Below are 14,238 nucleotides of genomic sequence, written 5' to 3' on the forward strand. Positions count from 1 at the left end.
CTATGAATATTAGTATCCATCTTCCGATTCCATTTTATGCCCTCTCCCATATGCTGTAATGAGCAAATGTACCTTTATCGTTCTCCTTTCGATTAACTCAACTTCACCTGATGCCTCATTGTATTAGATTAAAAATTATAGATCAATATCATTTTTTCTATGAAAACGATAGATGTGATCTATGGTTTTTTAAGGAAACAAAAGTTCCGTTTGGATCGCGCTTTCTTTTGAACTGAGTTATGGGTAATTTTGTAAATTGATTTATCGTCGGCAATCGGGATCAACCTCTTGTCATCCGACATATGACTAAATAACGAAACAGCAGAGGTCCAGGACTTTGATGCCAAAGCCTTGGACCTCCGCTGTTTTTATTGTGCTGCTTTATCTCGGTCATTATTGCCAATACGGGCAAATCGGCGCCGAAGCAAGCGTTTAATTACCCAGAATAAACGTCAATCATGATTTCTTCTTCAAATCCGAGCTTGCGGTAAATGCTTTGACCCATGGAGCTTGCCTGCAGAATCGCCTGCTTTGCTCCTGAGGCATGCATATCGCGTAAGGCATGGGCCACGATTGCTCCGCCGATGCCTCTTGAGCGGAATTCTTGAAGAGTCGCAACCGTGTATATCCCCGTAACGTCTCCTTGACTGAAGGTCATTAAGGTACTGACGGGCATGTCGTTTAAATAGCCAAGGTAATAGCGGGTCGATTTCCGTTCTTTGTCATAGGCGAAAATCCGGGTAGCGGCCTCTGCCACGTCATCCGGAAGCTGATATTCGGCAATAAAGACCCGTTTGAATATCTCGAGTTCCTCATCCGTATGAATGGTGCGAATTTGCAATCCCGGTACTTCGGCATTCTTGATCGCCTGGCCTTCAAGGGAAAGCGACATCCCGGACATACTGCCCACGTTGACAAACGCGTTCGCATGCAGCGCTTCGATTACGGCTTCATCCCGGTCATGGGAATAGATGTGCCAGCCGCACTTCATGCCGCGCTTATGGTACGAAGCAGCAATGGATTTCACATCCGCAGCAACGTCAATATCTTTGGAAGCTTGATAATCGAATACGCGGTTGAAAATCGGATACGGAATATCAGTTTCGACCCGGCAGGCGGTAAGAGTGCGTTCAAATTTCATGCGCGGATTATTATTGCTCAAATGTTCAAAAGCCAGAATCATGTTCTCGCGAATGGCTTCATTATAGCTCGCCAATTTCTTCATCCTCCGTTAGTATTCCTGTAGATGGATTAATTCCGTCGTTGATAAAAGAAAAACGCCTTCGTATCATGGGAGTACCCAACGGTTTATAGCTTCGAAACTTGAAGCCATCAAACTTGTGCAAGACTAATATCGTGGTAAACCATGCATGTTATTGTCCCAAATCGGAAAACAATGCAAGTTCTTGTCTCTTTTCTAATGAAAAAGACAAAAACCTGCATTCATAATAAAAAAATTGTTCATGAAGCGGAGTTTAATCGGTCAATATTCTTGCCAAGCCGACAGTTTATTATTATTGTCGGGAGCCTCTTATTCTGTGATTGTGACACCCAACCGGATGGCCGGGATGGCTGATCCCGGATGGTCCTCTCCGTATGTCAGCTGAGGCGCGACGTAGACATCAGGGCTCGTCTGCTTGCCCTTATATATCCCGGGATACAGATCGAGAATGTGGTAACCCGGATCGCCGGAAGCGCCAGTGTGTTTCTTGCTGTCATAGTCGAAATTCATACCAGTAATGCTGGAGAAGCTCTTCAGATCCACGCCCATAGACATTTAATATTTACTTGCTGCTAATGATCCGAGAGACGAAATCGCTCACTACTCTCGTAAATTCCTGAGGGTTCTCGACATGACTCATATGCCCGCCCTCTTCGAAGGTATAGAGCTGCGATCCAGGAATTTTCTCAGCCATTTCCGTTGCCCATCGTGGGCCGCAGTTGAAATCATTCTCTCCGACCAGGATGAGTGTCGGAGCAAGAATCGTATGCAAAGCATCCCTAACATCCCATGTATGCGGCTTCCGATTCGGATCGAAGGTAAAGTTCAGATTGGCTTTCCACTCCTCGACTTCTTCCGGGAGGTTCCAATAATCACCGAAGAATGCGGGTAACAACCGCCGTAAAATGTTTAGGGTCGATTCGCTGTCTTGCGCTGCGCCTGTTATTAAGTCCATCCAAGCCTGTTTCGCATCCTGAGCCTCAGGACGATCCGGCCAGCGCTGAGCATAGAGCTCAATTTGCCGAACCTGCTCCATACCAATATCAGGTCCCATACACGGAGCGCTGCTATAGACGATTAGCCCTCCGAGCTCATCAGGATAATCGAGAGCATATTGAAGTCCGACAAAACCTCCGTGTGAATGTCCCAAGAAGAATGGTCTCCGAGCTCCAATGTGTTCTGCGACTTTATGCGCGTAATAGGCGTACCGCGACATGTTGTAATCTCCGTCTGGCAACATCCCTGAACTCCCCGTGCCTATGGACTCTATATAGACAACGGTCATTGTTTTTTCAAGCAACGGCATACGCATATAATCCCAATGGAAACCGGGACCACCTGCATGAACCAGACAAACCGGCCCTCTGCCGGCTACATAATAGCTTTGTTCCACTCCGTCGATCGAAAGCTTATGCTCGCCAGGTGCTAACGCGCCTCTGGAATCATAAATGGATGAATTGGAGAAAGATTCTCTCATACGCGACTATCCCTTCTTTCTGTGATAAAACGATTTGGTATGACTGGCAACGGGTAATGGCTTGGAAAATTTAAAGACCAGGATAAGTAATATTATATTTTTTTGATACTTGCATTAGTTTCTGTATCGATTCAGGAGTGGGAGGCTCAATGTGCGCTTCCATTCCTTCCACGTAAGGAACGCCCAGTTCCCTTACAAATGAATCAAATCGCGCAGGGTAGGCTGTAATCAGGAAATGAGCTTTTTTTGACCTCACCTTAAAGGTATGTGGAATGCCACGAGGAGCGAAGACATAATCTCTACTTTTAACCAGAAGAGTTTCATTGCCAAGTGTCATTTCTAATTCTCCATCCAACACGTAAACTAATCATCATTTTTTGCTCCTCTTGTTGGAATTTAATTTTAAGTACCTGCGCAGGTATATTAGTTCGATCGTTCTCATATTAATTATTCATTCTGAATCTGTCAACTTATATAACATAAAATTTATAATTCGAGGGTGAGGAAATTTGTGGAAATATCGTTTGCATCTAATTAATAGGCCAATTTCTTACAAACCGCGTCACTTAAATGAATTTGATGTCATATTTGAAAAAACTTATCTCATGCTTTACCTCTCCTTCAACGAAATCACTGTAAAAAACCATCGCCAATGCTTGGCGATGGTTTTTTAACATTTGAAATTTGAATGTTATCACTGGGGCTAGTTAAAAACGTATAAGTGAGTTGATCCGAGGGAAAAACAACAACGGGTTATATTTTTCGGTTAGACCAACCGTTTACCTAAACGAGAACGATTGGTAAAATCTTTGTTTACCATTCGTTCCTGATATGTTATAACAAACTTCAAAGTCATCCTCTAATCGGAGTTGCGGGCGGAGCCCATTTCAACTGCGACTGTTGTCATCATCTCGATATCCCTTCTGCAGCTTCCCATCTTGCGATCTCTTCCCGAACTTGCGGAGCGACTTCCGTTCCCAATAGTTCAATAGCTTTCATAACATCCCCATGCGGCATGGTGCCAATGGGTAAATGCAGGAAAAATCGTGTGAAGCCTAAATGTTTGCTCATGTGAATAATTTTGTTGGCCACCGTTTCGGGATCGCCTACGTAGAGTGCGCCTTCTAAGCTGCGTGAGGCATCAAAGTTTGAACGGCTATATTGTCCCCAACCGCGCTCTTTTCCAAAATAATTAAACGATGCCTGAGTGGGAGGGAAGTACTTCTCGACTGCAAGCGAGGTACTCTCTGCAATGAACCCGAGTGAGTGTACAGCTATTTTTAATTTCGATGCATCATGTCCTGCACGGGCAGCAGCGTTCTTATAGAGCGGCACGAGTGGAGCAAATTGCAAGGGGCTTCCGCCAATAATCGCCAAAACAAGTGGCAGTCCAAGTACCCCTGCTCGTATTACCGAATCCGGATTGCCCCCACTGCCGAGCCATACTGGCAAAGGGTTTTGAACCGGACGCGGATACACACCAAGATTCGTAAAGGCAGGTCGATGCCCTCCTTTCCAGGTTACCTTCTCCGAGTCCCGTAATTTTAATAACAGTTCCAATTTTTCCTCAAAAAGCTCTTCATAGTCATTTAAATCATAACCAAACAATGGGAACGCATCGACCATAGAGCCTCGACCCGCGATAATCTCTGCACGTCCATTTGAAATACCATCGAGCGTGGCAAATTGCTGAAACAAACGTACAGGATCAGCAGCAGAGAGCACGGAAACAGAACTGGTTAAGCGTATCCTTTTAGTCATGGGCGCCGCTGCCGCCAGCACAACAGCAGTAGCGGAATCCGCAAATTCCTTACGATGATGCTCGCCGACCCCGAATACATCCAACCCAACCTGATCGGCAAGGACAATTTCTTCCACAACCTCACGCAAGCGCTGCGCATGACTTATCGTCTCGCCCGTTTGAACATCCGGAGTTGTTTCGACAAACGTATCTACACCTATTTCCATTTTCAAATCCCCCTAAATATAAAGTTAAAGTAAAATCCTTATTTCAATAAGTTCGAGCTTCTCCTCATCCGTCGCAAATGACAAGTTGTCCGAGATTAATGAGCATGCTTGGGCATCCCATGACTGATAAAATAGGCATGTACTCACTCCTCTGACATTTACACTATAATTAGTTATTCTAAAATTATTAATTCTAATAATATATTATAATATTAATCTGTCAACATGAAAAATAAGACACGGACTCCTCCGAAGAAGACATCTGCCCGTTCTTATTAGGGGAGCTTTATCCCATAACGCAAAAAAAGGCCGCAGTTTACGCGGCCAATAATGAGATAATGTTCGTGTCACCCGACACCTAATAAGCGTTCCCCGCTGCACTTGACCACAGTTATAAGAGCTTTAGCATCGCAGCAGAACTTATCCGCCATATAATAGAAATCCGTACTCCAATATCATTATATTCTATGGCTTACTATCGGCTATTCAAGGACCAGCCGGATCGCTTTACAAGGTTTGTTACAAGTTCATCGTCGAAGACAATTCCGAAACCCGGCGTGGCCGGAATATGAATCTCTCCGTTTTCGATTCGATACCCGGATACATCCATTCCTTCAATAGCAATGTCGTCGTATTCCACAAATTCGAAGTTGCGCACGGCGCCTGACAAATGTCCCGACGCGTAAATGCCGTAAGCATTGCCGTAACAATGAGGCGCAGATCGCAAACCATGCGCATCCAGCTTCTCGCCTAATTCCAGCCAATGCGTAAAGCCGGGCCAGATGATATCGTACTGCAGCACATCGACACGGCCGCGGGTCGCCCATTCAACAAGATGCGGTGAAGCAAGCCCTTCCCCATCCGCGATCAGCACATTCTGCCCACGTTGCCGGAGCCATTCCTTCAAGTCCTCGTACAAGGCTTCATCCTCATGGAACGCTTCTTCCAGCCAATACAGATTCACATCCGCCAAAGCCGCCAAGACCTCTTTGGTTAAGTTCAAATTATAGGCATTATTCGCATCGATCATGATTTTGCCTGTGGGACCTGCCACTTCCGAGATCCCCTGTACGATCGCGATATCTCGTTTCGTCCCTTCCCGGAGCGGCATATGGCGTCCGCCTCGGCCAACTTTAATCTTAAAATGGCGATGTCCCTTCGCATATCCTTGCATCGCTTCTTCTTGCATCAACGCGACTGCGGCTCTCTCATCGGACAGATGCAAATCGTCGAAGTACAGAGAGGTATCATAGCAGGGGACAACCAATGGGGCTCCCCTTTCCAAGTGGGCACCCGACACCAGGTCATAAACTGGTTTGCCTTGTCTCTGTCCTAACCAATCGAGCATTGGATATTCCAGTTGCAAACGATACGCTTCGCGCAGTCTGCCCCGGTCGTCGAATAAGTCAAGCAATCGGCAGCCTATTATCTCTTCGGCCCAGTCCGGCGTCATATGAATCGAGCTGCCGTAACCCGTTTGCCCATCGATCGTAATTCTGGCGATATCCACTGTGCAGCTTTTGCCATGAATGCCGATTCTGCCATTGGCCCCTGCGCTTCTGGCTCGTTCGCCCGTTAATTTGGCGAACTCGATCTTTTCCACTTTCCAATCAGCTTGTATACCTGTAATGTCCATAGGATCCTCCATAACCGGCTCGGCGGCTTCGTGTCCTGATTTTATTCGTAAGTAGAATACCATATTATAGAATTATACTGTTAGTAGATAATTCATGCGCCGCCCCACTTCTCGAATAAACGGTTCACCCGCGAACTAATGTCTTGCTCGGCTACGGTCAGTAATCCGTCTTTGCTGAAGACGGGTTTGCCGTCGATGACGACATGGGCAATCGCATTCGGCTGCATGGCATAGACCATATTCGCAAATAATTCGCGTTTTGGCGCCAACGACAAATCCTGAATGTTCAGCGCGGTGAAGTCCGCCGCTTTGCCGGCTTCGATCGAACCGGCCTGCAGCCTTAATATTTCGGCGCCGCTTGCGGTTCCCATCCGGAACACGTCATTCGCGGTGATGCAGGTCCCATCCAACCGGGAAACCTTTTGCAGCAAAGCGCACATCCGCATTTCTTCAAACACGCTGATCCGGTTGTTGCTGCACCCTCCATCCGTCCCCAAGGAAACTTTTACGCCGGATTTCAAGAGGTCAGGGATACGGGTGACACCGTCTGCGAGAAACATATTGCTGGAGGGACAATATGCCAGCGAGCTGCCGCGGCTGCCAATCAACTCGACCTCCGAATCATCCAGCCACACCAAATGAATGGCGATCATCCGTTCATCCAATACGCCTAACGAGTCCAAATAATGAATCGGCCTAAGGCCGTAATCCCTTAACGTCTCCTCGACCTCGAACATTTCTTCCGCGACATGAATATGGAAAGGGGTATCCAGCTCGACCGCCAGACGATGACCGGCCTTAATCATTTCCGGCGAAGCCGCGTGCGGACTGTGCGGCGCCGGATGGACCGTAACCATCGGGTCCCCCTGGTATTTGACGGCAAGAGAACGGGTCCGCTCCACGGCTTCCTCCACCGTCTCCCTGTACGCCGCTGGAGCGCCGCTCCAATCGTACATCGTCCGGGCAAAAACAAGCCGGATACCTACATCCTTCGCAGCCTGAATGACCGCCTCGTCATAGGCCGTGCTGCCGTTATGAACATAGAAGAAGTCGCTGACTGTCGTGACGCCGTACCTGATCATTTCCCCGAAAGCCAGCAGTGCTCCCGTATAGATCGCTTCCTCATCAAGCAGCGGCGTGTACCGGTACAGCGCTTGATCCCTCCATTCCAGAAAAGGTTTATCGATGGCGATGCCGCGCAGCAGGCTTTGAAAAGAATGATTATGCGCATTGACCGTGCCCGGCACGATCGCTTTCCCTTCCCAGCAGACCAGCTCGGCATCAGGAAACGAAGCAGATACCTCTGGCGAAGGCCCAACCTCCATGATGACGCCGTTCTCCTCCACGAGTGCAAAATCTTTCTGAAACGATCCGTTTGCATAGACATAATCCGCTGCATACAGCTTCCGCTTGCTCACGCTAACCCTCCTTAAACATCCAAACTCTCATCCAGCGCCAAAATGGCATGAAGAAGAACGTTGCCCGCCTTCCCGATATCTTCGATCCGGCTCGCCTCTTCCGGACAATGGCTTTTTCCATCCAGGCTGGGGACGAAGAGCATCCCCGAACGGGTAAGCGACGCCATATGCGCCGCGTCGTGTCCAGCCATGCTGCCAAGTGGTGCATGCGCATATCCGAGCTTCTCCGCCTGCAAAGCGCAAGTCCCGGCAACGAGCGGATCCATGGCAACCGGATGCTGGTCGAGCAGCACGCGGCGCTCGATTCGCACTCCTCTGCTGGAGCTAATGAGAGCCGCCTGCATCTCCCATTTATCGATTGCTTCCTGGATGTCGGCTCTCGTTTTCCCGCGGATCTCCATATGAAACTGCACCTTTCCCGGAATAATATTAGGCGCATTCGGTTCGTTCGTGATCTTCCCGACAATCCCTACGATTTCGTCCGATGGATGCGCAAGACATACCCGCTCCAGTGCGAGCATCGCTTCGGCCGCTCCCAGTAAAGCATCGGTCCGTTCCTGCATAAGTGTCGTCCCCGCGTGATTCGGCACGCCAAGGACGGTCACTTCCTCGCGGTATATGCCCGTGATCGCCGTGACAATGCCGACCGGAATGCCGCGGTTCAGCAGTCTCTTCCCCTGCTCGATGTGCACCTCGAGAAAAGCAGCGAACTCTTCCGGCTTCCGGCGCGCCTGCCCATAACGCTCCGGATCCCCGCCCGATTGGCGCAGCGCATCGATCATAAGCCTGCCGGTGTCGTCCCGGACGCCTTCCAAGTCCCGCCTTGTCAGCTTGCCGGCTACCGTCCGGCTGCCGAATGTCGATAGACCGAACGGATTCGGTTCTTCCGCGCTGAAGGAAACGAGCTCGAGCGGATGCCGGGTCCGAATCCCCTGCTCTTTCAGCACAAGCATGAGCTCCAAAGCTAACAGGACACCGAGAGCTCCGTCGTACTTGCCTCCGTTCGGCACCGTATCGACGTGGGAACCGAACGCTATAGCCGGAAGCTTGCTGCGCTTGCCGCGCCGGGCAGCCCAAATATTGGCCGCTTCGTCAACGCGAACGTCCAGGCCGAGAGCAGCCGCTTTCTCTTTTACCCAATCCCGGGCCGCTAAATCCGCAGTCGTAAACGCCGTCCGGTCCAAGCCGCCCTGCCCATTCACGCCGATTCGGCCCATTTCATGAATGGCTTTCTCCAATCTGGCCGCATTGATCGTCAGCTGCTTCATACGTAATTCCTTTGGCCTTGCACAATGACGGGAACACCCTTCTTGATAACCGTCTCCGTCAAATTAACGGCATAATGGTACTGCAAGTATTCGATATTCGAAGCATCGAAAATAACCAGATCCGCCTGCTTTCCGGCCTCGATGCTGCCGATCCGGTCTGCGCGTCCGATCGCATGAGCCGCATTGATCGTGCAGGCAGTCAGCGCTTCGGCAGGCGTCATCCGCATCGTTAAGCAGGCCAGGTTCATCATAAAGGGAAGCGATTCCGTGGGGCTCGAGCCCGGATTCCGGTCGGTCGACAAGGCGACGGGCACACCCGCTTCGATCATTTTCCGGGCATTGGCCGGCTTCGTCATGAGGAAGAAGGCCGTACCGGGCAGAAGCACCGCAATGACGCCTTTCTCTGCCATTGCCCGAATGCCGGCGTCCGACGCCCGCAGCAGATGCTCGGCCGATACGGCTCCTATCTCGGCAGCCAGCTCGGCGCCCCCGTAAGGGACGATCTCATCGGCATGAATTTTCGGCTTCAGCCCCCATTTCAGGCCGGCTTCCAGGATCTTCCTCGATTGTCCGGGAGTGAACACGCCCTCCTCGCAGAAGACGTCGCAGTACTCAGCCAGCCCTTCCTTGGCGACAGCCGGTATCATTTCCTCCGTTACGATTCTGACGAACAAGTCCGGATCCGACTTGTACTCGGGAGGAACCGCATGGGCACCCATGAAGGTCGAGACGAGATCGACGGGATGCTCGCCATGAAGAAAACGGGCCGCCCGCAGCTGCTTCAATTCATCCGCAAGCCGCAGTCCGTAACCGCTCTTCGCCTCGATCGTCGTAACGCCATGGGCAAGGAAGCGGTCAAGCCGCTTGCGGGTCTCTCTGATTAACTGCGCTTCCGATGCGGCGCGGGTTTTGATCGTAGAATCGAGAATACCGCCGCCCGCTTGAAGGATTTCCATATAGGTGGCGCCGCGAATGCGAAGCGTCAGCTCATGCTCCCGCGACCCGGCGAACACCACATGCGTATGCGGGTCGATCAGACCCGGGGTGACGGTCTTTCCTTCCGCCGTAATAACGTTGACGTCTTCGCCTCCATGGTGCGAGACATACTCCGCCGCCTCTTGGTCGGTTCCGACGAAGACAATGCGTTCGCCATCCATGACGACACCGCCGTTCTCAATGATGTTCAGCTTCTCCATCTCTATTCCAATCTTTGGCGCTTGGCTGCCCCCGCTTACGGTTGCGACTTGCGCCGCGTTCTTGATATAAAGCATAGGGCAGCGTCACTCCTCTCCGGTCACCTGTCTGCCCGCCATCGGCATCCGAATCCCCATCTTCTTGGCGTTATCGATCGCAAGATCATAGCCGGCATCCGCATGGCGAACGATGCCCATGCCCGGATCGGTCGTCAAGACGCGCTCCAATCGCTCCTCCGCCTCCTTCGTTCCGTCCGCGACGATCACCATGCCGGCATGAATGGAATAACCCATGCCTACGCCGCCGCCGTGATGCAGCGATACCCAGCTTGCCCCGGCCGCCGTATTGAGGAGCGCGTTCAGGATCGGCCAATCCGCGACCGCATCGCTGCCGTCGCGCATCGCCTCCGTTTCGCGATTCGGCGATGCGACGGAGCCCGCGTCAAGATGGTCGCGCCCGATCACGATCGGAGCCGACAGCTCCCCGGAAGCGACCATATCGTTAATGATGCGGCCGAACAACGCCCGCTCGCCGTAGCCGAGCCAGCAGATCCGGGACGGCAGGCCCTGGAAGGCGATTTTGGCCTGCGCCATTCGGATCCATTTGCATAAATGTTCACGGTGGGCGAACGTCTTCAAGATAACTTCATCTGTTTTGTAAATGTCCTCGGGATCGCCGGATAACGCCGCCCAGCGGAATGGACCCCTCCCCTCGCAAAACTGCGGACGGATGTAAGCAGGGACAAAACCCGGATAAGCAAAGGCGTCTTCCACGCCTTCATCGTAAGCAACCTGGCGAATATTATTGCCGTAGTCGAAGGCGATGGCGCCGAGCCGCTTCATCTCGAGCATTGCTATTACATGCGCCGCTATGCTTTCTTTGGCCCTCCGGACATAAATCGCCGGAGCTTCCGCGCGCTGCTTGCTGCCCTCCTCCAACGATAAGCCCTGAGGCAGATATCCGTTCAGCGGATCATGGGCCGAGGTTTGATCCGTTATAATATCCGGAATGAAGCCGCGGCGGAGCATTTCCGGCAGTACCTCTGCCGCATTGCCGACCAAACCGATGGATAACGCACGCCCCTCCTTCCGAGCCTCGACCGCAAGCGAGATCGCGTCATCCAGGTCTTCCAGCATGCAATCGCAATAACGCGAATGAAGCCGCTTCTCGATTCGAGTCTTGTCGACGTCGATCCCGATCAGCACGCCCTCGTTCATGGTGACGGCTAACGGCTGCGCCCCTCCCATTCCGCCGAGGCCGGCCGTTACGGTAATCGTCCCTTTCAAAGTGCCGCCGAAGTGCTGCCTTGCGCATTCCGCGAACGTCTCATAGGTACCCTGAACGATGCCCTGGCTGCCGATATATATCCAGCTGCCTGCCGTCATCTGGCCGTACATCATAAGCCCCTTCCGGTCCAGCTCGTGAAAAGTATCCCAGTTCGCCCATGCCGGCACCAGGTTCGAGTTGGCGAGCAGCACGCGCGGCGCGTCCCGGTGGGTCCGGAAGACCGCGACCGGCTTACCGGATTGCACCAGCATCGTCTCGTTGTCCTCCAGCTGCTTCAGCGTATCGACGATGGCATCGAAGCTCTCCCAATTCCTCGCGGCTTTGCCAATTCCCCCGTACACGACCAGCTTGCCCGGATATTCCGCCACCTCCGGATCCAGATTGTTCATCAGCATGCGCAGCGCCGCTTCCTGGACCCAGCCCTTCGTATTCAGCCCAGCGCCGCGCGGCGCGCGAGCGACTCGTTCCTTCATAGCGTCAAACCTCCAATCCAATTTATACAATCGGGACGACCGACGCGATGGCTTCCCGCACATTCGTCTTTCTCATCCATTCCGCCATGACGCGAATATCGCCTGACAATACGCGGTCTTCATCCATGAAGCTCACATGCTCGCGGCACCGGTCATACATCCATTTCGATCCCTTTCCCAGTTTTTCCGGACCGCGAAAATCGGCAGCTTGTGCTGCGCACAAAAGCTCGATAGCAATCACCGAATAGGCGTTCAGCACAATCTGGCTCGCTTTGCGGGCCGCGATCGTCCCCATGCTGACGTGATCCTCCTGATTCCCCGACGAGGGGATCGAGTCTACGCTGGCCGGATGCGCAAGCGACTTATTCTCAGACACAACCGCGGCCGCCGTATATTGGGCAATCATAAAGCCGGACTGGACGCCCCCGTCCTTCGCCAGGAAAGGAGGAAGCTTCTCATTCAAAGACGGATTGACGAGTCTTTCGGTACGTCGCTCCGAGATGCTGGCGAGCTCGGAAGCACTGATGGCAAGATGATCCATCGCTAAGGCGATCGGTTGACCGTGGAAATTGCCTCCGGAAATGACACGATCCTCAGCAGCGAAGATGAGCGGATTGTCTGTTGCCGCATTCATTTCGATTTCCAGCTTCTCCTGGATATATCGCAGCGCATCCCGGCTGGCTCCATGAACCTGCGGCGCACAGCGGATCGAATAAGCGTCCTGCACGCGCAGCTTTCCCTGATCCGTCATCAACCGGCTCCCCTGCGTCAAACGCCGGATATTTGCGGCGGATTGTCCCTGCCCCGGATGCGGACGAAGTGCGTGGGTAAGCGGTTCGAAGGCATCGCGAATGCCGCGAAGCACCTCTGCCGTTAACGCAGCCGCACAATCCGCCCATCGGGCTAAATTGACGGCATCATAGCAAGCAAGCGCTCCAATCCCCGTCATCACCTGCGTCCCGTTAATCAAGGCGAGACCTTCCTTGGCCTCCAGCGCGATAGGCTGTAAGCCGGCTTTGGCCACCGCTTCGCTGCCGGGCAGCCGATCGCCGAGAAAGCAGGCTTCTCCTTCGCCAACCAGCACGAGTGCCAGATGCGACAACGGCGCTAAGTCCCCGCTTGCCCCAAGCGAGCCTTGCTCCGGGATGACCGGCGTCACTCCTGCATTCAACATATCAACCAGCAGTTGAACAACTCCCGGCCGGATGCCGGAATAGCCCAGCGCTAAAGCATTTACGCGCAGCAGCATGGTCGCTCTTACCGCTTCCTCTGTCAGCGGCGGTCCAATCCCGCAGGCATGGCTTCGAATGAGATTCAGCTGCATGCGTTTCGTGTCTTCGGCCGAAATATAAGTATCGCTGAATTTGCCAAAACCGGTCGTCAGCCCATACACCACCCGCTTCTCCCGAAGCAGCTTCTCGACGTACGCCCGGCTAATCGCCATTTGATCGAGGCAGCTTTGACTAATTTGCACCCGCTCCCTATAGCGGGCTACCCGGACCACCTGCTCAATCGTCATCGTTCCGCCGTCAATGAGCACCGTATTTTCGTCCATTGGCAACATGCTGGCACCTGCCTTTAAGCCCAAGTAAGTGTGAATCTTACACATTCTTAGAATTTAAAAAAAAGCCAATACCCGGGTTGAGGTATCGGCTTCCAGTACCCAGACACGATATGGCTGTTGGCATGTCGATTAGGGCGTTTATACATTCACGCATTCCTATCATTGTTAAAAATATATGTAGCGAATGCAACCTTAAAACCTGAAATAAGAAAACTTTTTATTTCATCGCCTGGATATGCCCTGGCCTCAAGAAAAAAAATACCCGGAGGTGTCCTTTTTCTCAACAAATTACTGTTGGTAAGCCATTCCCAAAACTTGAATTCATTTGGGCAGGATGTCCGTTTATTCACTCTATGGCCGGTCTGGCTTAACGTAAGAAGTTAATAAATTAATAAAAACCTTCCCGCGGCAACGGCACAGGTATCAGTAAACCGGCGCAGCCAGAAGAAGGGTTTATCATCTAGAGAAAAGGATTCCTGACCAATTCAGATGCAGATTCCACCCCTGCTGACTTCTCAATGGCCGGCGCTGTGGAATGATCGTCCTCTTCCTGCAGTACAATCGTGAATTTCCCCGATCCGGGAATGAAGATTTGACATACCGAATTCGCTTTATTCATGGCTGACAATTGTTTCATTAGATCTCTTGCCGTTCGAATTTCTTTCATAAAGAATCACCATCCATTATAAGATCATGACCAGTGTTCCATAGCTTTATCTGGAGCAATAACG

12 protein-coding genes are annotated in these 14,238 nt (G+C 51.9%); all 12 read right to left on the bottom strand.

Annotation, left to right across the window (positions count from 1 at the left end):
• Nucleotides 1–436: 436 nt before the first annotated feature.
• The 12 genes from AC0YOA_RS22335 to AC0YOA_RS22390 all read right to left on the bottom strand — a co-directional run bounded on the left by AC0YOA_RS22335 (nt 437) and on the right by AC0YOA_RS22390 (nt 14,174).
• Nucleotides 437–1,225: a GNAT family N-acetyltransferase gene (locus AC0YOA_RS22335; protein ID WP_475788483.1), complete on the bottom strand. Its 789-nt coding sequence runs from the start codon at nt 1,223–1,225 to the stop codon at nt 437–439.
• Between the two features lie 306 nt (nt 1,226–1,531).
• Nucleotides 1,532–1,777 carry a hypothetical protein gene (locus AC0YOA_RS22340; RefSeq protein ID WP_475788484.1) on the bottom strand — a complete coding sequence of 82 codons (246 nt, stop codon included), beginning with the start codon at nt 1,775–1,777 and terminating at the stop codon, nt 1,532–1,534.
• Between the two features lie 7 nt (nt 1,778–1,784).
• Nucleotides 1,785–2,699 carry an alpha/beta fold hydrolase gene (locus AC0YOA_RS22345; RefSeq protein ID WP_475788485.1) on the bottom strand — a complete coding sequence of 305 codons (915 nt, stop codon included), beginning with the start codon at nt 2,697–2,699 and terminating at the stop codon, nt 1,785–1,787.
• A gap of 70 nt (nt 2,700–2,769) precedes the next feature.
• A complete protein-coding gene (locus AC0YOA_RS22350; protein WP_475788486.1) occupies nt 2,770–3,057 on the bottom strand; it encodes a cupin domain-containing protein in 288 nt (95 codons plus the stop codon).
• Between the two features lie 548 nt (nt 3,058–3,605).
• Nucleotides 3,606–4,667 (bottom strand): LLM class flavin-dependent oxidoreductase, encoded by a 1,062-nt coding sequence (locus tag AC0YOA_RS22355; RefSeq protein ID WP_475788487.1) that lies wholly within the window; start codon nt 4,665–4,667, stop codon nt 3,606–3,608.
• 475 nt (nt 4,668–5,142) lie between these two features.
• Nucleotides 5,143–6,303 (bottom strand): enolase C-terminal domain-like protein, encoded by a 1,161-nt coding sequence (locus tag AC0YOA_RS22360; RefSeq protein WP_475788488.1) that lies wholly within the window; start codon nt 6,301–6,303, stop codon nt 5,143–5,145.
• A gap of 92 nt (nt 6,304–6,395) precedes the next feature.
• Nucleotides 6,396–7,721: an amidohydrolase family protein gene (locus AC0YOA_RS22365; protein WP_475788489.1), complete on the bottom strand. Its 1,326-nt coding sequence runs from the start codon at nt 7,719–7,721 to the stop codon at nt 6,396–6,398.
• An 11-nt stretch (nt 7,722–7,732) separates the two neighbouring features.
• Nucleotides 7,733–8,989, bottom strand: coding sequence for an allantoate amidohydrolase (locus AC0YOA_RS22370; protein ID WP_475788490.1), 1,257 nt, complete (start codon nt 8,987–8,989; stop codon nt 7,733–7,735).
• A complete protein-coding gene (hutI, locus tag AC0YOA_RS22375) occupies nt 8,986–10,260 on the bottom strand; it encodes an imidazolonepropionase (protein ID WP_475788491.1) in 1,275 nt (424 codons plus the stop codon). The genes AC0YOA_RS22370 and hutI overlap by 4 nt, the downstream gene beginning before the upstream one ends.
• Before the next feature lie 9 nt (nt 10,261–10,269).
• Nucleotides 10,270–11,943 carry a urocanate hydratase gene (gene hutU, locus AC0YOA_RS22380; RefSeq protein WP_475788492.1) on the bottom strand — a complete coding sequence of 558 codons (1,674 nt, stop codon included), beginning with the start codon at nt 11,941–11,943 and terminating at the stop codon, nt 10,270–10,272.
• Nucleotides 11,944–11,965: 22 nt separating this feature from the next.
• On the bottom strand, nt 11,966–13,507 hold the full coding sequence (gene hutH, locus AC0YOA_RS22385; RefSeq protein ID WP_475788493.1) for a histidine ammonia-lyase: 1,542 nt from the start codon (nt 13,505–13,507) through the stop codon (nt 11,966–11,968).
• Between the two features lie 460 nt (nt 13,508–13,967).
• Complete coding sequence (locus AC0YOA_RS22390; RefSeq protein ID WP_475788494.1) at nt 13,968–14,174, bottom strand: hypothetical protein; 207 nt, start codon at nt 14,172–14,174, stop codon at nt 13,968–13,970.
• Between the last annotated feature and the right edge of the window lie 64 nt (nt 14,175–14,238).

This window comes from Paenibacillus sp. JT22N12 (assembly GCF_056269365.1).

Coding starts and splice junctions, on each gene's coding strand:
- hutH (WP_475788493.1), bottom strand. CDS start 13,507: ATGTTGCCAATGGACGAAAATACGGTGCTCATTGACGGCGGAACGATG.
- AC0YOA_RS22340 (WP_475788484.1), bottom strand. CDS start 1,777: ATGTCTATGGGCGTGGATCTGAAGAGCTTCTCCAGCATTACTGGTATG.
- AC0YOA_RS22370 (WP_475788490.1), bottom strand. CDS start 8,989: ATGAAGCAGCTGACGATCAATGCGGCCAGATTGGAGAAAGCCATTCAT.
- AC0YOA_RS22345 (WP_475788485.1), bottom strand. CDS start 2,699: ATGAGAGAATCTTTCTCCAATTCATCCATTTATGATTCCAGAGGCGCG.
- AC0YOA_RS22335 (WP_475788483.1), bottom strand. CDS start 1,225: ATGAAGAAATTGGCGAGCTATAATGAAGCCATTCGCGAGAACATGATT.
- AC0YOA_RS22390 (WP_475788494.1), bottom strand. CDS start 14,174: ATGAAAGAAATTCGAACGGCAAGAGATCTAATGAAACAATTGTCAGCC.
- AC0YOA_RS22355 (WP_475788487.1), bottom strand. CDS start 4,667: ATGGAAATAGGTGTAGATACGTTTGTCGAAACAACTCCGGATGTTCAA.
- hutI (WP_475788491.1), bottom strand. CDS start 10,260: ATGCTTTATATCAAGAACGCGGCGCAAGTCGCAACCGTAAGCGGGGGC.
- hutU (WP_475788492.1), bottom strand. CDS start 11,943: ATGAAGGAACGAGTCGCTCGCGCGCCGCGCGGCGCTGGGCTGAATACG.
- AC0YOA_RS22360 (WP_475788488.1), bottom strand. CDS start 6,303: ATGGACATTACAGGTATACAAGCTGATTGGAAAGTGGAAAAGATCGAG.